Source organism: Dokdonella sp. (genome assembly GCF_017744955.1).
Classification (GTDB): Bacteria; Pseudomonadota; Gammaproteobacteria; order Xanthomonadales; family Rhodanobacteraceae; genus Dokdonella_A.
The window spans coordinates 483,712-503,745 of the sequence record NZ_JAGIAG010000001.1; the positions used below are offsets into that span (position 1 = coordinate 483,712).

General features: G+C 70.5%; 20 protein-coding genes. 11 read left to right on the forward strand and 9 right to left on the reverse strand.

All coding sequences use genetic code 11. From position 1 onward, the window contains the following. Positions 1-229 precede the first annotated feature (229 nt). From J7520_RS01990 to J7520_RS02030, 9 genes are all read left to right on the forward strand, one after another. Positions 230-1,243 (forward strand): LysR family transcriptional regulator, encoded by a 1,014-nt coding sequence (locus J7520_RS01990; RefSeq protein WP_291183240.1) that lies wholly within the window; start codon positions 230-232, stop codon positions 1,241-1,243. A 147-nt stretch (positions 1,244-1,390) separates the two neighbouring features. Beyond that, positions 1,391-2,170 (forward strand): SDR family oxidoreductase, encoded by a 780-nt coding sequence (locus tag J7520_RS01995; protein ID WP_291183242.1) that lies wholly within the window; start codon positions 1,391-1,393, stop codon positions 2,168-2,170. 40 nt (positions 2,171-2,210) lie between these two features. Continuing rightward, entirely contained in the window at positions 2,211-2,759 is a 549-nt protein-coding gene (locus J7520_RS02000; protein WP_291183244.1) for an Ohr family peroxiredoxin, read from the forward strand. Between the two features lie 15 nt (positions 2,760-2,774). Then, positions 2,775-4,070 carry a cytochrome bc complex cytochrome b subunit gene (locus J7520_RS02005; RefSeq protein WP_345776897.1) on the forward strand — a complete coding sequence of 432 codons (1,296 nt, stop codon included), beginning with the start codon at positions 2,775-2,777 and terminating at the stop codon, positions 4,068-4,070. 36 nt (positions 4,071-4,106) lie between these two features. Then, positions 4,107-5,114, forward strand: a complete 1,008-nt coding sequence (locus tag J7520_RS02010) for a bestrophin family ion channel (protein WP_291183246.1) — start codon at positions 4,107-4,109, stop codon at positions 5,112-5,114. A gap of 338 nt (positions 5,115-5,452) precedes the next feature. Further along, positions 5,453-5,662, forward strand: a complete 210-nt coding sequence (locus J7520_RS02015) for a hemin uptake protein HemP (protein WP_291183248.1) — start codon at positions 5,453-5,455, stop codon at positions 5,660-5,662. A gap of 139 nt (positions 5,663-5,801) precedes the next feature. After that, positions 5,802-8,054 carry a TonB-dependent hemoglobin/transferrin/lactoferrin family receptor gene (locus J7520_RS02020; RefSeq protein ID WP_291183250.1) on the forward strand — a complete coding sequence of 751 codons (2,253 nt, stop codon included), beginning with the start codon at positions 5,802-5,804 and terminating at the stop codon, positions 8,052-8,054. 21 nt (positions 8,055-8,075) lie between these two features. Then, the gene (locus J7520_RS02025; protein WP_291183252.1) at positions 8,076-8,750 is read left to right on the forward strand and encodes a hypothetical protein; all 675 of its coding nucleotides are present in this window, start codon (positions 8,076-8,078) and stop codon (positions 8,748-8,750) included. Between the two features lie 11 nt (positions 8,751-8,761). Next, a complete protein-coding gene (locus tag J7520_RS02030; protein ID WP_291183254.1) occupies positions 8,762-9,916 on the forward strand; it encodes a DUF6607 family protein in 1,155 nt (384 codons plus the stop codon). 157 nt (positions 9,917-10,073) lie between these two features. Here J7520_RS02030 and J7520_RS02035 read toward each other — a convergent pair whose 3' ends face one another. From J7520_RS02035 to ppc, 3 genes are read right to left on the reverse strand one after another with little or no spacing between them, the layout of a single operon-like run. Then, the gene (locus J7520_RS02035; protein WP_291183256.1) at positions 10,074-10,373 is read right to left on the reverse strand and encodes an addiction module antidote protein; all 300 of its coding nucleotides are present in this window, start codon (positions 10,371-10,373) and stop codon (positions 10,074-10,076) included. Continuing rightward, complete coding sequence (locus J7520_RS02040; RefSeq protein WP_291183258.1) at positions 10,370-10,672, reverse strand: type II toxin-antitoxin system RelE/ParE family toxin; 303 nt, start codon at positions 10,670-10,672, stop codon at positions 10,370-10,372. The genes J7520_RS02035 and J7520_RS02040 overlap by 4 nt, the downstream gene beginning before the upstream one ends. Positions 10,673-10,718: 46 nt before the next feature. Further along, positions 10,719-13,421 (reverse strand): phosphoenolpyruvate carboxylase, encoded by a 2,703-nt coding sequence (gene ppc / locus J7520_RS02045; RefSeq protein ID WP_291183260.1) that lies wholly within the window; start codon positions 13,419-13,421, stop codon positions 10,719-10,721. A 322-nt stretch (positions 13,422-13,743) separates the two neighbouring features. Here ppc and J7520_RS02050 point away from each other — a divergent pair, with 322 nt between their 5' ends. After that, positions 13,744-14,526, forward strand: coding sequence for a 4-vinyl reductase (locus J7520_RS02050; protein ID WP_291183262.1), 783 nt, complete (start codon positions 13,744-13,746; stop codon positions 14,524-14,526). 190 nt (positions 14,527-14,716) lie between these two features. Further along, a complete protein-coding gene (locus tag J7520_RS02055; RefSeq protein ID WP_291183264.1) occupies positions 14,717-15,466 on the forward strand; it encodes an MHYT domain-containing protein in 750 nt (249 codons plus the stop codon). Positions 15,467-15,500: 34 nt separating this feature from the next. On the opposite strand, the gene J7520_RS02060 is transcribed toward J7520_RS02055, so the two are convergent. From J7520_RS02060 to bioF, 6 genes are read right to left on the reverse strand one after another with little or no spacing between them, the layout of a single operon-like run. Beyond that, positions 15,501-16,493 (reverse strand): multidrug resistance efflux transporter family protein, encoded by a 993-nt coding sequence (locus tag J7520_RS02060; protein ID WP_291183266.1) that lies wholly within the window; start codon positions 16,491-16,493, stop codon positions 15,501-15,503. Then, the gene (bioC, locus tag J7520_RS02065; protein WP_291183268.1) at positions 16,490-17,362 is read right to left on the reverse strand and encodes a malonyl-ACP O-methyltransferase BioC; all 873 of its coding nucleotides are present in this window, start codon (positions 17,360-17,362) and stop codon (positions 16,490-16,492) included. Before bioC ends, J7520_RS02060 begins: the two co-directional genes overlap by 4 nt. Next, on the reverse strand, positions 17,359-18,120 hold the full coding sequence (gene bioH / locus J7520_RS02070) for a pimeloyl-ACP methyl ester esterase BioH (RefSeq protein ID WP_291183271.1): 762 nt from the start codon (positions 18,118-18,120) through the stop codon (positions 17,359-17,361). The genes bioC and bioH overlap by 4 nt, the downstream gene beginning before the upstream one ends. 9 nt (positions 18,121-18,129) lie before the next feature. Beyond that, positions 18,130-18,558 (reverse strand): endonuclease domain-containing protein, encoded by a 429-nt coding sequence (locus tag J7520_RS02075; RefSeq protein ID WP_291183274.1) that lies wholly within the window; start codon positions 18,556-18,558, stop codon positions 18,130-18,132. Continuing rightward, positions 18,555-18,746 carry a hypothetical protein gene (locus tag J7520_RS02080; RefSeq protein ID WP_291183276.1) on the reverse strand — a complete coding sequence of 64 codons (192 nt, stop codon included), beginning with the start codon at positions 18,744-18,746 and terminating at the stop codon, positions 18,555-18,557. Before J7520_RS02080 ends, J7520_RS02075 begins: the two co-directional genes overlap by 4 nt. After that, entirely contained in the window at positions 18,743-19,996 is a 1,254-nt protein-coding gene (gene bioF / locus J7520_RS02085) for an 8-amino-7-oxononanoate synthase (RefSeq protein WP_291183277.1), read from the reverse strand. The genes J7520_RS02080 and bioF overlap by 4 nt, the downstream gene beginning before the upstream one ends. Positions 19,997-20,034 lie beyond the last annotated feature (38 nt).

Consider the following 20,034-nt stretch of genomic DNA (forward strand, 5'->3'; position numbering starts at 1 on the left):
TCCGTGGCGGGATGGGGCCGGCGCGGCGTGCGCCGGGCTGGCCGCAAGGCTATGGTCCGCAGGCGGCGGCCAGTAGGCGCCTGCGCCGATACTTGGTGTTGCCGGCGAGGCACCAATGCGCCTGGATGTCACAACGTCTCGCGCTCGGACGTCTGGAAGACATGGACACTTTCCCGACCGCCTGCGCCGCGGGCGAAAGCCGTGTCGAGATCACGTACGGGCGATGCTCGTGAACGCGCTCGTGCAGGCGCCGCTCGACGGCCGCGATCCGCTGACCTCCAGCTTCTCGGCCAGCTATGCCGGCGTGGTCGCCTTCATCGCGGTCGCCACCGAAGGCAGCTTCGCGCGCGCCGGCGACCGCCTCGGCATCGGCCGCTCGGCCGTCAGCCGCAGCGTGCAGAAGCTCGAAGGGCAGCTCGGCACGCGCCTGTTCCTGCGCACCACGCGGGCGACCTCGCTGACGCGCGAGGGCGAGCGCTTCTTCGAGCACTGCCGCCCCGGCGTGGAGCGCATCCTGCAGGCGCTGGAGGAGATGCGCGATCTGCGCGAAGGGCCGCCGCGCGGGCTGCTGCGGATCGGCGCGACGCCGGGCTTCGGACGCAAGGTGGTCGCGCCGCTGCTGCGCCCGTTCCGCGCACGCTTTCCCGGGGTCGCGCTGGAGCTGCTGCTCGACGAGCGCGACGCCGACCTGGTGACCGGCCGCGTCGACGTGGCTTTTCGCGAAGGCGTGCTCGACGACAGCCAGGTGATCGCCAAGCAGCTGATCCCGATGCGAAGGCTGGTCTGCGCATCGCCCGCGTACGCGCGCCGCCACGGTCTGCCGCAGTCGATCGAGGATCTGGCGCGGCACGCCTGCATCAACCGGCGGCTGCCCAACGGGCGGCTGTGCCGCTGGGACTTCAAACGCGACGGACGCGCCGCCGACGCGGCGCCGTCGGCCGATCTCGTCTTCAACGATCCCGAGCTGGTGTTGCACGCGGTACTGGCGGGCGACGGCCTGGCGCAGCTCCCCGCCTATCAGGCCAGCGAACCGCTGCGTGCGGGAACCCTCGTGGCCTGCCTCGAGGCGTTCTCTCCCGACGACGGCGGCCACTACCTGTGCTACCTGAGCCGGGAGCAGCTGCCCAAGCGCATTCGCGCGTTCGTCGACTTCATGAGCGCGCAGGTGCGCGCGCTGGACCTGGACTGTTGCGCACGTCCGCAGGTGGAGCGCACGGCGCCGACCGTCGATGTCGCAGCCTGACTAGCCGATTGGTGCGCGGCGGGAAACATCGCGTGCCCGCCGCCGGGGCTACTGCGCGGCGCGGCGGCTTCCTAGCATTTCCGACACGTCATCCGGCGGTCGCGCGGCGACTGACCGGCCGTCTTCTGAGGCTTCGGGAAACGCATCATGAAAATCCTCGTCATCGGCGGTACCGGCCGCATCGGCAGCAAGGTCGTCGCGCGTCTGCGCGACCAGGGACACGAGGCGATCGCCGCGGCGCCGGCGACCGGCGTCGACATCCTCAGTGGCACAGGCCTCGACGCCGCGATGGCCGGCGTCGGTATCGTGGTGGACCTGGCCAATTCGCCGTCGTTCGAGGACGGCCCGGCGATGGAGTTCTTCCGCACGGCCGGACGGAACATCGCTGCGGCCGAGGCGAGAGCCGGAGTCGGCCATCATGTGGCGCTGTCCGTCGTCGGCACCGACCGGCTTCTCGCCAGCGGCTACTTCCGCGCCAAGCTCGCGCAGGAGCAGTCGATCCGTGATTCCGGCATTCCGTACACGATCGTCCGCTCGACGCAGTTCTTCGAGTTCCTGCCGGGCATCATCCAGTCCGGGGCCGAGGGTTCGACGATACGGCTGTCGCCGGCGCTGGTGCAGCCGATCGCTTCCGAGGACGTCGCCGAGGCGGTCGCGCACTTCGCCCTGCAGCCGCCCGCCGGCGGCATCGTCGAGATCGCCGGTCCCGAGCGCGAGTCGCTCGTCGGCCTGGCGCAACGCTTCATGAGCCTCACCGAGGACCCGCGCGAGGTGGTCGCCGACGCGCACGCCGCGTACTTCGGCGCGCAGCTGCAGAACGAGACCCTGGTTCCGGCCGGACCGGCGCGGAAGGGCGCGCTGGACTTCGAGCACTGGCTGGCGCAGTCGGAGTTCGCCGGCCTGGAAAACGGGCGCGGGCCGCACTGAGTCGCAGCGGCGACGCGCAGTCGCGCGGGCGGGATGACCCATGTCCGGATTGCAACGGCCGCCGTCGGATTTCCTCGACAAGTACCACGGCGAGGAGGCTCAGCCGCTCTACACGGCGCGAGTCGGCGTGAGCGGCGGGACGACCGGGCACGGCCGGGCTTCGGGCATCGCGAGATCCGACGACGGCGCGCTCGTCACGCACCTGCGCCTGCCGGCCGCGCTCGGCGGACCGGGCGGCGGCACGAACCCGGAGCAGCTGTTCGCGGCGAGCTGCGCGGCCTGCTTCCACGGCGCGCTGGTGCTGCTGGCGGAGCGTCGCGGTCTCGTGCTGGCGGACGTCGGCGTGGAAGCCGCGGTGACGTTCGCGCGCGATCCGGTCGACGGGCAGTTCCTGCTCTCGGCCGAGGTCCGCGTGTCCATGTCCGGGATCGATCGCCGCTGCGCGGCGGAACTCGTTCGCGGCACCGAGCGCATCTGCCCCTACACCAAGCTGTTTCGAGGCGGCATCGAACACGTGGTCTCGCTGGCGCCGGAGCCGGAGCCGGAGCCGGCGATTCCGTCCGGCCGCAATCCATCGATCGAGAGCTGACGCGGGAATCCGGCCATGGCACTGAAATGGGTACGCATTCGCCCGAACCACCGGCTGCTCGCCTGGATCGAGGAGCGCCTGCCGCTGCTCTCGTTCCTGGCCGCGCACACCAGCCGCTACTACGCGCCGAAGAACTTCAACGTCCTGTACTACTTCGGCGTGCTGGCCTTGGTCGTGCTGGTCAACCAGATCCTCACCGGCGTCTTCCTGGCGATGCATTTCCAGCCGTCCGCCGCCGGCGCGTTCGCGTCGGTGGAGCACATCATGCGCGACGTCGAATGGGGCTGGCTGATCCGCTACCTGCATTCGACCGGCGCATCGCTGTTCTTCGTGGTGATCTACGTCCACATGTTCCGCGCGCTGGCCTACGGTTCGTACAAGAAGCCGCGCGAGCTGGTCTGGATCCTCGGCCTGCTGATCTTCCTCGTGCTGATGGCCGAGGCGTTCATGGGCTACGTGCTGCCGTGGGGACAGATGTCGTTCTGGGGCGCCAAGGTGATCGTCTCGCTGTTCGGCGCGATCCCTCTCGTCGGCGACGGCCTCACGCAGTGGATCATGGGCGACTACCTTCCCGGCGACGCCACCCTCGGCCGCTTCTTCGCGCTGCACGTGGTCGCGCTGCCGCTGGTCCTGGTGCTGCTGGTGACGCTGCACATCCTCGCGCTGCACGAGGTCGGGTCGAACAATCCGGACGGCGTGGAGATCTCCGAGGCGACCTCGGAAGCCGGCGTGCCGCTCGACGGCATCCCGTTCCATCCGTACTACACGGTCGAGGACCTGTTCAGCACCAGCGTCTTCCTGTTGCTGGCTGCGTTCGTGGTCTTCTTCGCACCGACCTTCGGCGGCGTCTTTCTCGAGGCGGAGAACTTCATCGCAGCCAATCCGCTGGAGACGCCCGCGCACATCAAGCCGGTGTGGTACTTCGCGCCGTACTACGCGATGTTGCGCGTCGTCCCGCACAAGCTGCTCGGCGTGGCGGTGATGTTCGGCGCGATCCTTGCGCTGTTCCTGCTGCCGTGGCTGGACCGCGGCGCGGTGCGCTCGGTGCGCTACCGGGGTCGCGGATACCGGATCGCGCTCGCGCTGTTCGCCGTCTCCTTCGTGCTGCTCGGCGCCGTCGGCGCGGGCGTGTCGACGACGTGGATCCCGCGCCTGTTCGGCCCGGAGGCGGACGTCACCGCGATCGAGAACGCGTTCGGCCGCTTCTGGATGTTCGTTTACTTCGGGTTCTTCGTCTTCCTCCATCTCTACACGCGCTTCGGATTCGAGCGGACCAGGCCGGTGCCGGCCCGTGTCCGCTGTAGCGAATGAGCGCGCGCATCTCCCTGCCGCCTACGGAAAAGCCTCATGCGTATCGGAAAGCCCTACACCGTTTGGGAATTCGTCGTCTGGACGCGGCGCGCGAGCTACGTCCTGATCGCGCTCGCCGTCGTGCCGGCGCTGCTCCGTCAATGGGCGGGATGGACGTGGCTGACGATTCCGCTCGGCGTCGTCGTCCTGCTCGGCACCACGGTCGCGCTGTCGGCCGGATTCAAGATGCAGCAGACCTACGGCCGCATGCTGGAGGCGCAGCAGATCTGGTCGTCCATCGCCAGTGCCAGCCGCGCCTGGGGCTTCCTCTGCCGCGATTCCGTCGCCGATCCGGCGCGTGCGCGCGAACTCGTGCAGCGTCATTTCGCCTGGCTCGCGGCGCTGCGCCACCAGCTGCGCCGCACGATGCCGTGGGAGACCACCGACAAGGCCTACAACGTCGAGTACCGCCGCCTGTACCGCATCCACGAGCGCGAGGAATCGCTGGAGGCGGAGCTGGCCCGCTACGTCGGCCCGGATGACGCGGCCCGCATGCTCGCCTCGAGAAGTCAGGCGCTGCAGGCGCTCGATCTGCAGCGCGCGCAGACGCGGCGCCTGCTCGACGAGGGTGGCCTCGGCCCGGCCGCGTTCGCCGAGCTGCAGAAGGCGATCCGCGACTTCCAGGAACAGCAGGGACGCGCGGAGCGGATCAAGAACTACCCGTACCCGAGGCAGCACGCCTTCATCAATTCGCTGTTCGTGCGGATCCTCTGCGTGCTGCTGCCGCTCGGCGTGATGGGCGAGTTCGCCCGCCTGGACGGCCTCGTCGACGGATGGGCGAAGGGCCACATGGTCTGGTTCGGCGTTCCGCTCGGCATCCTGATCTCGTGGATGTACGCCTCGCTCGACCGTGTCGGCGAAAGCACCGAAAACCCGTTCGAGGGCGGCGCCAACGACGTGCCGATCACGCGCATCTGCCGCGAGATCGAAGACGACCTGCGCGAGATGCTGGGCGAGGCCGTGGATCGGCCTGCGTATGGCCTCGATGAGGACATCGCGCTGTAGGCGATCGCGCCGACGTCACCGACCCATTGCCAGTCCCGGGTTGGAAGTCCCGCTCTCCTGCGCGCGGGAGTTCGTGGCGCACCGGCCCGGCCGATCGGCCCGGTTACCGTCTGCACCCGATCGAGAATCTGCACCCGATCGAGAAATGGAATGGACATCCGCAGGCCGGCGACGCGGATCGTTCTGCCTTGGCTTCGCAAGACTTCGAAGGGCAGGTGCGACACCGGCAGGCAACAATCGGACGACGGCTTCCATGCCGCAGTCCGGCTATGCCGGTGATTGACACTCAAATGAGAATCGTTATCATTTACCCCGCCACCACGACGCGGGAGTAAGCCATGTTCGAGCCACATCATGCTGCGCCGGGCGTTTTCGACTCCGGCTCGCGCACGTCTTCGGTCAGCGATCATCGTCCGCGCAATCCTGCTCCGCAGCGCATCGCCAGCGGCAAGCTGCTCGGCGGCGGCAACGAGCTGGTGATCGAGCACGCCGGACAGGAATACCGCCTGCGCCTGACGCGCAACGACAAGCTGATCCTCACCAAGTAACACGTTTCCCCGCGCGGCCGCCGCCGCGCAAGCCGGCGCGCCGCGCCGGCCATCCGCTCCAACGTCGCCAGCCCGAGCCGGACGCCATCCCGGTTCCCCGCCAGCCAGTTGTTCCGAACGACTGTCGAACAGGGACCGCATGATCCGCACACCACTCGCCGGCGCCGTGCTGGCCGCGCTCGCCGGCGTCGCGCACGCCGAAACGCCCGAGCCCGAACTCGGCATCCTCGACGAACTCGACCGCATCGTCGTCACCGCGACGATGACGCCGCGCGCGCAGAAGGACGTCGCCAGCGAAGTCAGCGTGATCGACGCGCTGGAAATCGATCGCCGCCAGATGCACGACATCGCCGACCTGGTGCGCTACGAACCCGGCGTGTCGGTGACCGGCAGCAGCAGCGGCGGCAACCGCTTCGGCACCGGCGGCTTCGCCATCCGCGGCCTGTCCGGCAACCGCGTGCGCATCGAGGTCGACGGCATCGCGGTGCCCGACGCGTTCGCGATCGGCAGCTTCTCCAGCGCCGGCCGCGACGTCGTCGACGTCGATGCGCTCAAGCGCGTCGAGATCGTGCGCGGCGCGGCTTCCTCGCTGTACGGTTCGGACGCGCTCGCCGGCGTGGTCGCGTTCACCACCAAGGACCCGGCCGACTACCTCGGCAAGGACGGCGGCCAGTTCGCCTCGGCCAAGCTGCTCTACGACAGCGCCAGCCGCGAAACCGCGCTCAGCGGCACCTGGGCCGGCGGCAGTGCGCGCGACGGCGTCGTGCTGGTGGCGACGCATCGCGACGGCCACGCGCAGAACACGAAGGGCGAGGACGACAGCGCAGGCGCGCGCCGCACGCGCCCCAATCCGCAGGACACGCGCAGCGACGCGCTGCTCGCCAAGTACGTGCACGCCGCCGACTCCGGCCGCATCGACCGCCTCACCTTCGACGGCGAGCGCGGCAAGGTCGACACCGACGTGCTCAGCAGCCGCGGCTACAGCGCGATGACCAACACGCTGACGACGCGGCTCGACGGCCGCGACGAGAGCGAGCGCCTGCGCCTGTCGTTCGGCCAGGAGTTACCGCTCGTCTCCGCGTTCGCCGACCGCCTCGACTGGAAGATCTACGCGCAGCGCAGCGAAGTCACGCAGGACACGCACGAAGACCGCTGGTCGCAGAGCGACGCCGGGCTGGTCAATCCGAAGCAGCGCTTCCGCCGCTTCACCTTCGAGCAGCGCGTGCTCGGCGCGGAAGCGACCGCGCGCAAGGATTTCCGCACCGGCGGCGTCGAACACGCGATCACCTACGGCGTCGACCTCGCGCGTACGCGCACGCAGGAGCAGCGCGACGGCTGGCAGCGCGACGTCACCACCGGCGCCGTCACCAACGTGGTTTCGCCGGACACCTTCCCGGTGCGCGACTTCCCGACCAGCGACACCACCACCGCCGCGCTGTTCGCCCAGGACGAAATGCGTCTCGCCGACGGCCGCCTCAGCCTGATCCCGGCGCTGCGCGTGGATTACTACAAGATGGAGCCGCGCCACGACGGCGTGTTCGCCGAGGACAATCCCGGCGTCCGCCCGGTCGCGCTCGACCACACCAGCTGGTCGCCGAAGCTCGGCGCGATCTGGCGTTTCGACGACACCTGGTCGGCCTTCGCGCAGTACGCGCACGGCTTCCGCGCGCCGCCGTACAACGACGTCAACATCGGCTTCACCAACCTGCAATTCGGCTACACCGCGCTGCCCAATCCGAAGCTGAAGCCGGAAACCAGCAACGGCCTCGAGCTCGGCCTGCGCGCGAACGGTCGCTACGGCTACGCCAGCGTGTCCGCCTACGAGAACCGCTATCGCGACTTCATCGAGTCGCAGTCCTTCGTCGGCACGGACCCGGAGACCGGCTTGATGCTGTTCCAGTCGGTCAACCGCAGCCGCGTGAAGATCCGCGGCGCCGAAATCCGCTACGGACTCGATTTCGGCGCCTTCGCCGACACGCTCGCCGGCTTCTCGCTGAAGGGCAACCTGGCCTACGCGCATGCCGACGACGAGACCGCGAAGGAGCCGCTGGCCAGCGTCGATCCGCTCAGCGCCGTGGTCGGGCTCGCCTACGAGCGCGACGACTGGAGCACCGAACTGCTCGGCCGCTTCGTCGAACGCAAGGATCGCCTGCCGAAGCCGGCCGAAGGCGAAGCGGCGCCGTTCGCCGCGCCGGGCTACGCGACCGTCGACTTCTACGCGCGCTGGAAACCGTACGAGCGGCTCGAAGTGTTCGGCGCGCTGACCAACCTCACCGATCGACGCTACTGGAACTGGGGCATGGTCAACGCGATTCCGTACAGCGCGGCGACGATCAACCGCTACAGCGAACCGGGCCGCGCGGTGCGCGTCGGACTGCGCGCGACCTTCTGAGCCCAACCCCACGAGGCACGCATGAGCGACTATCACGACGACCGGAATGCGCTGCCGCCCGATCCCGCCGAGCCGCCGTTCGGCGCCTGGAGCGAGGCGAACGCGCCGCGCTCGGAAGCGCCGCCGCCGCGCGCGTCCGCCGCGCTCGATCTGCCGCGCCTGGCCGAATGGCTGCCGCGGCTCGGCGCCGTGCTGTGGCTGGAGCGTCGCGAGCGGCGCAGCCCGCCGCTGCGCGCGCTGATCGGCGCGCGCGGCATCGTCCTGCTCGAGCATCCGTCGCTCGCGGTGCTCGGCCGCTGCGTCGCGATCACCGCGCACACCGCGGTCACGCCGCAGGGACCGCGCGAATGGCTGAGCTTCCGCGACACGAAGGACGAAGTGCGCGCGAAGCTGTTCCTGCTGCCCGACACCGACTACCTCGCCTGGGACGAAATGGCCGCCGCGACGCGCCTCGCGCCGACCCGCGAGGACACGCCCGGCTGGCACGCGCACACCGCGTTCCTGCGCGGCGCGCTGGCACGTTTCGGCACGGCGTGGTGCGCGCGCGTGCTGCGCTTCGATGCCGGCCGCCTGCCGTGGTTGCGCACGCTCGACGCGCAGCCGCCGCTGCGTCTTTCCCTGCTCGGCCTCGAACTCGCGCGCACGATCGCGCGCAGCGAAAGCGCCGAGCTCGTCTCGCCCCTGCATTCCGCTTGAAGGAGATTCCGATGCGCCCGTTGCCAGCCCGCAAGCTTCATGTGCGACCCACCCAGGATCGCGACGGTCGGGTCGGATCGACCTGGTGTGCTGGATCGAGTCCTCGGAAGATCCACTCACGGCCGTCCCTGGCTGCACTTCTCGCGGTTGCCGCCGTCCTGACGCTTCCCGGTTGCGCCGCGTATGCGACCAAGCCGGCCAAGGAAGCGCCCAAGCCGCTGGCCGAAGCCGCGCCCGCGAACTACGTGCCGCCCTGCGCGCAGACACCGGCCACGCCGGAGGCCGCGTTCGACTGCGATCGCAAGAGCATCCTCGCGATGGCCGGCGAGTTCCGCGTGCGCTTCGCCTTCGACGAGACCGCCGCGCTGGCGCCCGGCTACGCGCCGCACGCGCCGCAGCGCTCCGGCGGCACCGAGCTGGTCGAAGTCATCGCCGACACCGGCGAGCGCATCTCGTTGCAGCACATCCTGGTGCTCGGCAAGGACCACACGGTCGTCAAGCACTGGCGCCAGGACTGGCAGTACCAGCCGAAGCAGATGCTGCGCTTCCGCGGCCTCGGCCGCTTCGACACGCAGGCCGTCGCCGAAGCCGACGCGCGCGGCGCGTGGTCGCAGACCGTCTACGAAGTCGACGACGCGCCTCGCTACGCCGGCCTCGGCCGCTGGGTGCACGCGAACGGCGAGAACGTGTGGGAGTCCGAACGCGTATGGCGCCCGCTGCCGAGGCGCGAGTACACCAAGCGCAGCGACTACCAGGCGCTCGAAGTGATCAACCGCCATGCGCTGACGCCGGCCGGCTGGATCCACGAGCAGGACAACACCAAGCTCGCGCTGAAGCCAGACGGCAGCACGCAGGCGCTCGCGCGCGAACGCGGCATCAACAGCTACACGCGCATCACCGACTACGACTTCGGCGCCGGCCGCGACTACTGGAAGAAGACCGCGGCGTTCTGGTCCGAGCTGCGCGAGGAATGGGCCCGCTACGAGGCGGCGCACCCGAATTTCACCACCAGCCCGGAACCGAACGGCGAGCCGCGCATCGAGAAGTTCTTCGCGCTGGCGGAGCGGGTCGAGAAAGGCGAGGCGGTCGCGCCGACGGAACTGCGCGCGGTGTTCGAGGAGTACGTGCGGCCGGCGGGCGCCAAGCTCGCCGCGAGTGACCGGTAGTTCACCTTGCGGAAGCTCGGAAGAGATGGCCGCTCGCGCGCTGGCGGAACGCAGCGCAAGTAAGGCGGAATGCCACTTGCTCGTGCCGGAGGAGGGCCATTCCTCGGTCGCCGGTCAATGCCCGCGTTTGCGGGCATGACGACCGAGCGTGGTGCCTTCAAGCCGCTTCGGCGGTCAGGCGCACGCCGAGTGCACGGGCGACCTTCAACACCGTATCGAAACGGGGTTTGGCACCGGGACTGAGGGCCTTGTACAGGCTCTCCCGCCCGAGGCCCGCATCCTTGGCGATCTGCGCCATGCCGCGCGCGCGCGCAATGTCGCCGAGCGCGAGGATCAAAAGGTCGCTGTCGCCGGTCTCGAGGACGGCGCTCACATACTCCGCAATCGCTTCGTCGTCGCGCAGATAGCGCGCGGCGTCGAACGGAAGGAGTTTGGCGCGTTTGCCGGTCTTGCTCATGATTCGATCTCCAGTTCGCGGGCAATGCGCTGTGCCCGTTTGATGTCGCGCGACTGGCTCGATTTGTCGCCTCCGGCGAGCATCACGATGATCAGCGCGCCGCGGCGTGTGAAGTACAGGCGATAGCCTGGTCCGGTATCGACGCGCATTTCCGAAATGCCTTCGCCGACCGTTTTCCAGTCTCCGAGATTTCCCGCTTCCGCGAAGCGCAGGCGCGCTGCGATACGCACCTGCGCGCGCGTGTCATCCAAGGCGTCGAGCCAATCCTGAAACGCTTGCGTCAGGCGGACCGTGTACATATCGAAAGTGTATCCAATAGGATACATTCGTCAACTGGGCGGTCCGTCAGCCGGTGTTCTGCAACGCCTGCGCAACCCCGTGCACACTCGACACCAGCGCGCGGAAGACCTCGTCGTCGGGACAGTCGGCCGCGCGCCAGCGCTGCAGCAGGTCGGCCTGGATCAGGTTCATCGGGTCGGCGTACGGATTGCGCAGGCGGATCGACTGCGCCAGGCGCGGGTCGTCGGCGAGCAGGCGGTCGCTGCGCTTCAGTCGCAATACCCAGTTCACCGTGCGCACGAATTCGTCGGCGAGACGCGGGAAGAACGTCGCATGCAGGGGACCGGCGAGTTCGGAGAAGCGCTCGGCGATGCCGAGGTCGCTCTTCGCCAGCATCATTTCGAGATCGCCGATCAGCGTGCGGAAGAAGGCCCAGTCGCGCGCCATCTCCTGCAGTACGGCTTCGTCGCCGCGCGCAGCGGCGGCGTCGAGCGCGCTGCCGACGCCGTACCAGCCGGGCAGGTTCGAGCGGCACTGCGTCCAGGCGAACACCCACGGGATCGCGCGCAGGCTGGCCACGCCGCCGGCGCCGCCGCGGCGCGACGGGCGCGAGCCGAGCGTCATGCGCTCGATCACGTCGATCGGCGTCGCCGCGCGGAAGTAGTCGACGAATGCGGGCGTGTCGACCACCAGGCCGCGATAGATCTTTTCACCGTCATCGGCCAGCGCGCGCATCGCCTCGCGCCAGCGCGCCTCGCGCGTCTCCGGCGGGCGCGGGCGCAAGGTCGCGTGCATCACCGCGCCGACGCTCTGCTCCAGGCTGCGCAGCGCGAGCGCGCGGATGCCGTACTTCTGGTGGATGACTTCGCCCTGCTCGGTCACGCGGAAGTGGCCGTCGACCGCGCCGCGCGGCGCGGCCATGACCGCACGCGAGGTCTTGCCGCCACCGCGGCTGACGCTGCCGCCGCGGCCGTGGAAGAACACCAGCGTGACGCCGGCCTCGCGCGCGACGTCGAGCAGTTCCACTTGCGCGCGCTGCAATGACCAGCGCGCGGCGAGCAGGCCGCCGTCCTTGGCGCTGTCGGAGTAGCCGAGCATGATCGTCTGGCGGTCGCCGCGCGCGGCCAGGTGCGCGCGATAGACCGGATCGGCCAGCAGCGCCCTGAACGTCTGCGGCGCCGCGTGCAGATCGGCGATCGTCTCGAACAGCGGCGCGACGTCGAGCGGCACCGTGCCGATGCCTTCGACCAGCCCGCCGGCACGCGCGAGCGCGAGCACGGCGAGCACGTCGGCGACGCTGCCGGCCATGCTGATGATGTAGACGCCGAGCGCGCCGTCGCCGTAGCGGCGGCGCGCATCGGCGAGCGCGGCGAACACCGCGACGCAGCGCTGCAGCGTCGGTGCGTCCTCCGGCGCCGGCAGCGATTGCTCGCCACTGGCGCAGGGCGCGAGGCGCTGCGCGCGCCGCGCCGCGTCGCGCGGCAGTTCGCCGAGCGCTTCACCGAGCGCGTCGGCGTGCACGCGCGAATCCTGGCGCACGTCCAGGCGCGCCAGGTGGAAGCCGAACGCGTCGATGCGGCGTTGCAGTCGGCGCACGGCGAACCAGCCGGCGTGCGCGCCGCCGTGGGCGCGCAGCGATTTGGCGATCAGCCCGACGTCGGCGGCGAACTCGGCCGGCTCGCGATACGCCTGCGGTTCGTCGTGCGCGGTCGCGGCGAGGCGCGCGCCGATCAGTTGCAGCAGGCCGCGATAGGGCATGTTGGCGTGGCGCGGGCGGATCTTCGCCGCGGCCTCGGGCAGCAGCGCGCGGTAGTCGGCCAGGCGCGCGAGCACGCCGCGCTCGATGCCGACGCGATCGCTGGTCTGCGTCAGCAGGCGCGCGAGTTCGGCGCATTCGTGGCGGTAGCGCGCGAGCACGATGCGGCGCTGCGTGCGCAAGGTCGCCGCGACCGTGTCGGCGCCGACGTTCGGATTGCCGTCCATGTCGCCGCCGACCCAGGAGGCGAAGCGCAGCAGGCGCGGCAGCCGCGGGCAGGTGCCGTAGACCGCGATCATCGCGTCCTCGAGCGTCTCGTAGAACACCGGCAGCACGCGGTAGATCGGATCGGCCAGGTAGAAGTCGACGTGGTCGAGCTCGTCCTGCACCGACGGGCGCACGTGCGAGATGTCGGCGGTCTGCCAGCCGCTGGTCAGCGCCATGCGCAGGCGCGCCCAGTCGACCGCGCGCTCGCCCGCGGTGCGCGGGCCGCTGAAGTCGGCGATCAGCGCGCGCACGATCTCCTGTTCCTTCTCCAGCAGCGCGCGCCGCGACGCCTCGGTCGGATGCGCGGTGAACACCGGCTCGACGTCGATGCGCGGCAGCGCGGACAGGATCTCCCCGGCGTCGACGCCGGCCTCCTTCAATCGTTGCAGCACGTCGTGCAGGCCGTCGGGTTGCGGCCGCGCGCCGGCGATCTGGTAGTCGCGGCGCCGCCGGATGCGCTGCACGCGCTCGGCCACGTTGACCACCTGGAAATAGGTCGAGAACGCGCGGCTGACCGCATCGGCGGTGGCGGCATCGAGCCCGGCCAGCTCCTGGGCCAGCGCGGCGGCTGGCTCGTCGTTCTGGCGGCGCTGGATGGCGGCGTTGCGCGCGGACTCGACGCGCTCGTAGAACGCCTCGCCTTCCTGCTCGACCAGCAGCTCGCCGACCAGGCGCCCGAGCCGGCGCACGTCGTCGCGCAGGCCCTGGTCCTGCGGTCCGAATTCGGCATCGCGGCGTTCCTGCATCGAGGCGCTCCGAGGGGTCGAGGACGCAGCTTAGCAATTCATGCTGCTTTGCAGCGAACGGCGCTCCGGGAAAAACCGGCGCCGGGCCGCTGCGCGGATTGCGATCGGCGTCTCAGTTCGGCGATCGACCGCGCCGGATTGTGCGAAAAAGCGTCCGCGCAGACATGAATTTCACAAAGATAACTGTGGAATTCATCTGCGGCTCGCCGACGCCAACCGCACCCAACCGTTCGCGGGAGGCCGGGTCCGCCGGGCGACGACCGCACTTCCGCGCTGCCGCAGGGTGCGTGCGGCGTTCGCGCAGTGTTGTCCGAGGGAGGCCATGGCCGATATCGAGTTCCGCGTCGTCTCCGACCGACGCGAAGGTCTGTTGCTGGAGCTGGGCCGATTGATCGTGGCCAGCGGCTTCACCTTGCAGCGCCAGCGCATGACGCGCGGCGACGAGGGCGTCGTGCTGACGATGGTCGTGCGCGGTCCGGAGCAGAACCTGCTCGCGCTGGAAGATCGCCTCGGCAGCCACCCGATCGTGCAGAGCTTCGAGGCCACCAGCGTCGACGCCAGCGCCGCGGCGACCGCCGCAGCGGCACCGCCCCCCGAGCCCGCGCGTCCGCGGACGCTGATGTCCGACGCGCGCCCCGAAACCACCGCGGCGGCGCCCGATCCCGGCCGCGTCGAAGCGCTGCTCGGCGCACTGGCGCGCGAGTACCCGGACGTGTTCAACCGCGTGCTCGCGTTCGAGCACGAGATCGCGCCGGCGCATCGCGAGGCGAGCACGCGCTACGCCGGCACGCGTCTGGGCGCGTGGATCTACAAGCGCGACTTCACCCTGGGCGCGCGCCTGAACCTGAGCGATTCGGTCAAGCACATCGCGCTGCCGGCGATGCGCCAGCTGCTGCGCGGCACCGAGCTCGACGGCGAGGCGCTGCGCATCAAGAACAGTCCGTTCACCGGCATCGGCCTGCATCGCGGGGCCAGCTGCCACTTCCTACGCGGCTGCCTGGAGGGGCTGCTGAACGAGCCGGGCCATCTCGGCCGGCCGCGCATCCTGGAAACGTCCTGCCGCAACACCGGCGCCGACGCCTGCGTCTTCACGTTCGCCGCCTGAGGATTTCGCCGGCGGCCGAAGGGACGCCGGCGAGCGCGATTCATGGATGGATCGACTGCGGGTCGGCGGCGCGAGCCGACGATCCGATGCAAGCGAGTCCGCAACCGCGCCGGCCTCGTCGAGTCGGGAAGGGACAGGAGCGTCCTTTCGCGACGACCACGTTTTCGCCCACCGGAGGAGGGGGTTCGCCATGCACGACCACGTCATTCAATGCATCCATGATCCGATGCTCGCCGCGCTGTCCTATCTGATCGCGGTGCTCGGCTCCTACACCGCACTGCAGCTCGCGATCGGGATTCCGGGCGCGGCTCATTCGCGCGATCGCACGCAGGCGATCGTCGCTGCCGGCGCGGCGATGGGCGGCGCGATCTGGGCGATGCACTTCATCGCCATGCTGGCCTGCCAGATGGACGTGCAGGTGACCTACGACGTGCCGCTGACCCTGCTGTCGGCGATCATCGGCATGGGTTCGTGCATGGCCGGCCTCGCCATCGCCGGCAGCGGCGTGTTCTCCTGGTCCAAGCTCGGCATCGCGGGCGTGTTCATGGGCGTCGGCGTCGCCGGCATGCACTACACCGGCATGGCCGCGATGCGCATGGCGGCGACCACGCATTACGACGTCAACGTCGTCGCGGTGTCGGTGCTGATCGCGATCGTCGCCTCGGCCGCCGCGCTGTGGCTGGCCTTCAACATGCGCGGCGTGGCGCAGATGCTCGGCAGCGCACTGGTCATGGGCGTGGCGGTCTGCGGCATGCACTACGTCGGCATGTCGGCGGCGACCTTCGTGCCGACCAGCGAGACGGTCAGCGCGGCGACCGCCGGCGGCATCGGCGGCCAGTATCTCGGCGCGACGATCTTCGGCGTGACGACCCTGCTGCTCGCCACCGTGCTGGCGATCAGCCTGGTGCGTCAGCAGCGCCGCGCGCTGGTGCGCATCTGATCCCTCGCGCGGCGGCGTTCGACGTCGCCGCGCCTCAGGCGCCGCGGTCGGTCCGCAGCGCCTGCGTCGTGCGCGCATCGCCGGCCGCCTTGCGGCCGACGAGGAGCCCCAGACCGACGATGCCGGCGATGACGAGCAGCGCGCCGAGCGCGGCATAGCCGCTCGGCGCCGCCTCGCCGAGGAAGAGCACGCCGAGCACGCTCGAGAACAGCAGCTCGGCCGCCTGCATCGCCTCGACCGCGCCGAGCGCGGCCGGATCGTTGCGCACCATGCCGGTGGCCTGGAAGAACAGGATCGTCGCGATCGTGCCGGCGCACAGCGCGACGCCGGCGGCGAGCAGCACCTGCGACCACGGCGGCGCGCCGGCCGCGCTGCCGGCGTAGGCGGCGACCAGCCACCAGAACGGCTGGCTGGCGAGCGTCATGCCGAACACGCGCTGGGTCGCGTTCAAGGTCTCGCCGCTGCGCTCCAGGTGCAGCAGGATCGCGCGGTTGCCGAGCGGGTACAGGAAGGCGGAGGCGGCGACCGCGAGCAACGCCAGCCAGGCGTCGCGGTCGAGATGGCCGTCGAAGTGCACCGCCTGCATGATCGCCACGCCCGCGACGATGACGCCGCCGAGCGCCAGCGCGCGTCCCGGCAGGCGCGCGCGTTCGTCGCGATAGAGCAGCGGCGCGAGCAGCATGCCGGCGATCACGGTCAGCTGGAACGTGCCGGCGACCAGCCACGCCGGCGCGAACGCCGCGGCCCAGGTCAGGCAGACGCAGAACAGCGCGAAGCCGACGCCGCTCCACAGCAGCCACGCCCACGGATGCGCGCGCAGCGCGCTCCACACCGGCGCGAAGCCGCCCTGCCACGGCATCACCAGCGCGAGCATCGGCAAGGTCAGGAGATAACGCAGCGAGGCCGACCAGGCCCAGTGGCCGCCGTCGCCGGCCATCGCGCGGTTCAGCACGTAGGTCGCGGTGAAGAACAGCGCCGAGGCCAGCGCGATCAGCACCGCGCCGACGGCCTGGCGTCGCGGCGTCATCGCCGGCTCCCGCGCAGGCGCTCGATCGGGAACGTGGCGACGTCCACGCCGCGCTCGCGCCGCGGCTGGCCGGGTTCCGGCGCGTGCGCCTGCGCGTAGACGACCTCGTAGGTCGCCGGCAGCACGCCGTCGACGCGGAACGTTTCGTAGGCCTCGACCACGCGCGCCAGATGCGCCTTGCCGGTCAGCGCGCGCGCGCGCTGCGTGTCGGCGTTGGTCGCGCCGATCGCGCGCAGCTCGCGCATCAGCGTACGCGCGTCGGTGTAGGTGAGCACGAAATCGTCGCGCTCGAGCACCGGGTCGCGAAAGCCGCTGACCAGCAGCGCGTCGCCGATGTCGTGCATGTCGACGAAGCGGCTGACGTGCGGCGTGCGGTCGATCGCGGCGAACGCGGCGCGCAGTTCCTTCAGCGTGTCCGGGCCGAAGGTCGAGAACAGCAGCAGGCCGCCGGGCCGCAGCACGCGGCGGAACTCGGCCAGCGCGAGGCCGGGGTCCTCGCACCATTGCAGGCAGAGATTGGAATGCACCAGGTCGACGCTGGCGTCGGCGAGCGGCAGCGCCTGCGCATCGCCGGCGACGCGCGCGAACGCCGGCGGCGTGCCGGCGCGTCGCGTCGCCGCGTGCAGCATCGGCAGGGCGAGATCGAGCGCGAGGATGTCCGCGTCGGCGAAGCGCTCGCGCAGCGCCGCCGAACCGGTACCCGGACCGCAACCGACGTCGAGCACGCGCTGCGGCACGAAGTCCTCGCCGTCGAGCCGTTCGCGCAGGCGCAGGCCGACCTCGGCCTGCAGCACCGCGTGTTCCTCGTAGCTGTCCGCGGCGCGGCCGAAGGCGCGGCGGACGTGGTTCTGGTCGAGTCCCGCGCTCATGCCGGCAGCTCCGCCTCGAAGGCCGCGATCGCCGCGGCGACGGCCTCGGCGTGGCCGACGAACGGCGCGTGGCCGCTGTTGAGTTCCAGGAAGCGGCCGCCCGGCGCGTGCTGCGCGGCCCACTGCATCGCGCCCGGCGCGACCAGGCGATCGCGCCGCCCGGCGATCCACAGGCTCGGCATCGACAGCCGCGCGAGATCCTCGCGCAGGTCTTCCGTCTCGAGCGCGCGCAGGCCGTCCTGCAAGGCGGTGATGGATGGCTCGCCGCGTTCGAACACCTGCCGCTTGAGATCGCGCAGTTCCGCCTGCGCATTCGGTGCGCCCATCGTCTCCAGCGCCAGGAAGCGCTCGATCGCGTCGCGATAGCGCGCCTCGAGATCGGTGCCGAAGGCGGTGAACACTTCCATCGGCACGCCGTACGGCCAGTCGGGAGCGGCGACGAAGCGCGGACTCGACGCGATCATCGCCACGCCGCGCACGTGCCCGGCGTGCTGGAGCGCCGCGCGCAACGCGACCGCGCCGCCGAGCGACCAGCCGACCCACAGCGCGCGCGGCGTTTCCGCGGCGATGCGTCGTGCGCAATCGGCGACGTCGAAGCCGGTCTCCTTGCAGGCGTAGCCGTGGCCCGGCAGGTCGACCACGTGCACGCGAAAGCGCGGCACGAGTGGTTCCAGCAGCGGCGCGAAGATGCCGCCGTGCATGGCCCAGCCGTGAATCAGGACCAGGTCCGGTCCATTGCCTTGAACGTCGATATGCATAGGCGTGCTTTAGCCCTCCCCTTCAAGGGGAGGGTTGGGTGGGGATGGTGTTCGGACGGGTACGAAGTCGCCGGAGCCGGCGCGCGCAATCAACTGCGCCTGAATCGCCTCCAACAGCCCCTCGAGATTGCCGAACACGTCATTGTTCCAGAACCGCAGCACGACGAAACCGGCGCCTTCGAGAAATCGCGTCCGCCGCGCATCGTAGCCGCTTGCATCGGCGTGCTGGCTGCCGTCGAGTTCGACCACGACGCCGCGATCGAGGCAGGCGAAGTCGAGGATGTAGTCGCCGAACGGATGCTGGCGGCGGAATTTGCAGCCTTCGAGTTGGCGACCCTTGAGGTGCTGCCAAAGCGTGCGTTCGGCGTCGGTCGGCGCGTTGCGGAGGTCGCGCTGCAATCGAGCTTCGCGGATGTGGCGGTTGGTTTGGCCTTTCATGGGTGTGCAGGTCCGACACCATCCCCACCCAACCCTCCCCTTGAAGGGGAGGGCTTGAGAGCGGTCGCCAGCGCGTCGAGCGGTCGTTCGACGTCGCTTTCCTCGTTGTGTTCGGCGTCGGTCGGCGCGTTGCGGAGGTCGCGCTGCAATCGGGCTTCGCGGATGTGGCGGCTGGTTTGGCCTTTCATGGGCGGGTGGGTCCTACACCATCCCCACCCAACCCTCCCCTTGAAGGGGAGGGCTCAAGAGCAATCGCCAGAGCGTCGAGCAGTCGTTCGACATCCTCTTCCGAATGCAACGCCGACAGCGTGACGCGCAACCGCGCCTGTCCCGGCGGCACCGTCGGCGGGCGGATCGCCGGTACGTAGAAGCCGGCCGCTTCGAGTCGTGCGGAGGCCGCCAATGCCGCCGCGCTGTCGCCGACCGGCACCGGCTGGATCGGCGTGCGCGACTCCATCAATGCGATGCCGCGCGCGTGCGCGCCGTGGCGGAAATGCGCGATCAGCCGTGCCAGGCGATCGCGGCGCCAGCCTTCGAAACGTGCGATGTCGATCGCCGTGCACGTCGCTGCGGCGAGTGCCGGCGGCATCGCGGTCGTGTAGACGAAGCTGCGCGCGGTCTGCACCAGGCCGTCGATCAGCGCAGCGCTGCCGGCGACGAACGCGCCGAACACGCCGAGCGCCTTGCCGAGCGTGCCCATCAGCACCGGCACGTCGTCCTGTGACAGCTCCGCCTCGGCGACGCTGCCGGCGCCGTCGGGGCCGAGCACGCCGAGGCCGTGCGCGTCGTCGACCATCAGCAGCGCGCGCTGCGCGCGGCACAACGCGGCGAGCGGCGCGAGCGGCGCGACGTCGCCGTCCATGCTGAACACGCCGTCGGTGGCGAGCAGGGCGGCATCGCCGGGACAGGTGTCGAGCTGGCGCGCGGCGCTGTCGACGTTCGCGTGCACGTAGCGCTTCAGCGTGCAGCCGGCGAGCCGCGCGCCGTCGATCAGGCTGGCGTGGTTGAGCTTGTCCTGCACGCACAGCACCTGCGCCGCGCGCGCGCCGGGGTCGCCCGCGCCGACCAGGGCGGCGATCGCGCCGAGGTTGGCCATGTAGCCGGTCGAGAACAGCAGCGCGCGTTCGCGTCCGGTCCAGCGCGCGAGCGCTTCTTCGAGGCGGGTGTGCTCGTCACGATGGCCGCCGAGCAGGTGCGCCGCGCCGGCGCCGACGCCGTCGCTGCGCGCCGCGCGCGTCAACGCCTCGACCAGCGCCGGATGGCGCGCGAGGCCGAGGTAGTCGTTGCTGGCGAAGTGGGTCAGGCGGCGGCCGTCGACGACGATCGCCGCGCCGTCGCCGGTCTCGACGGTGCGCACGCGCCGCAGCAGCTGCGCACGCGTGCGGCGGGCGTGTTCGTCGGCGAGGCGCTTGAGCAGGTCGGGGCGTGAGGAAGTCATTGCGCGAGTCGGATCGCGCCGGCGGCATCGCCGGCGCC

Bases quoted from the DNA above. Each gene is read 5' to 3' on its own strand.
- J7520_RS02030 (WP_291183254.1), top strand. From the start codon at position 8,762: ATGCGCCCGTTGCCAGCCCGCAAGCTTCATGTGCGACCCACCCAGGAT.
- J7520_RS02050 (WP_291183262.1), top strand. From the start codon at position 13,744: ATGGCCGATATCGAGTTCCGCGTCGTCTCCGACCGACGCGAAGGTCTG.
- J7520_RS02010 (WP_291183246.1), top strand. From the start codon at position 4,107: ATGCGTATCGGAAAGCCCTACACCGTTTGGGAATTCGTCGTCTGGACG.
- J7520_RS02055 (WP_291183264.1), top strand. From the start codon at position 14,717: ATGCACGACCACGTCATTCAATGCATCCATGATCCGATGCTCGCCGCG.
- J7520_RS02040 (WP_291183258.1), bottom strand. From the start codon at position 10,672: ATGTACACGGTCCGCCTGACGCAAGCGTTTCAGGATTGGCTCGACGCC.
- bioF (WP_291183277.1), bottom strand. From the start codon at position 19,996: ATGACTTCCTCACGCCCCGACCTGCTCAAGCGCCTCGCCGACGAACAC.
- J7520_RS02005 (WP_345776897.1), top strand. From the start codon at position 2,775: ATGGCACTGAAATGGGTACGCATTCGCCCGAACCACCGGCTGCTCGCC.
- J7520_RS02020 (WP_291183250.1), top strand. From the start codon at position 5,802: ATGATCCGCACACCACTCGCCGGCGCCGTGCTGGCCGCGCTCGCCGGC.
- bioH (WP_291183271.1), bottom strand. From the start codon at position 18,120: ATGCATATCGACGTTCAAGGCAATGGACCGGACCTGGTCCTGATTCAC.
- J7520_RS02025 (WP_291183252.1), top strand. From the start codon at position 8,076: ATGAGCGACTATCACGACGACCGGAATGCGCTGCCGCCCGATCCCGCC.
- ppc (WP_291183260.1), bottom strand. From the start codon at position 13,421: ATGCAGGAACGCCGCGATGCCGAATTCGGACCGCAGGACCAGGGCCTG.
- bioC (WP_291183268.1), bottom strand. From the start codon at position 17,362: ATGAGCGCGGGACTCGACCAGAACCACGTCCGCCGCGCCTTCGGCCGC.
- J7520_RS01995 (WP_291183242.1), top strand. From the start codon at position 1,391: ATGAAAATCCTCGTCATCGGCGGTACCGGCCGCATCGGCAGCAAGGTC.
- J7520_RS02015 (WP_291183248.1), top strand. From the start codon at position 5,453: ATGTTCGAGCCACATCATGCTGCGCCGGGCGTTTTCGACTCCGGCTCG.
- J7520_RS02035 (WP_291183256.1), bottom strand. From the start codon at position 10,373: ATGAGCAAGACCGGCAAACGCGCCAAACTCCTTCCGTTCGACGCCGCG.
- J7520_RS02080 (WP_291183276.1), bottom strand. From the start codon at position 18,746: ATGAAAGGCCAAACCAGCCGCCACATCCGCGAAGCCCGATTGCAGCGC.
- J7520_RS02000 (WP_291183244.1), top strand. From the start codon at position 2,211: ATGTCCGGATTGCAACGGCCGCCGTCGGATTTCCTCGACAAGTACCAC.
- J7520_RS02075 (WP_291183274.1), bottom strand. From the start codon at position 18,558: ATGAAAGGCCAAACCAACCGCCACATCCGCGAAGCTCGATTGCAGCGC.
- J7520_RS02060 (WP_291183266.1), bottom strand. From the start codon at position 16,493: ATGACGCCGCGACGCCAGGCCGTCGGCGCGGTGCTGATCGCGCTGGCC.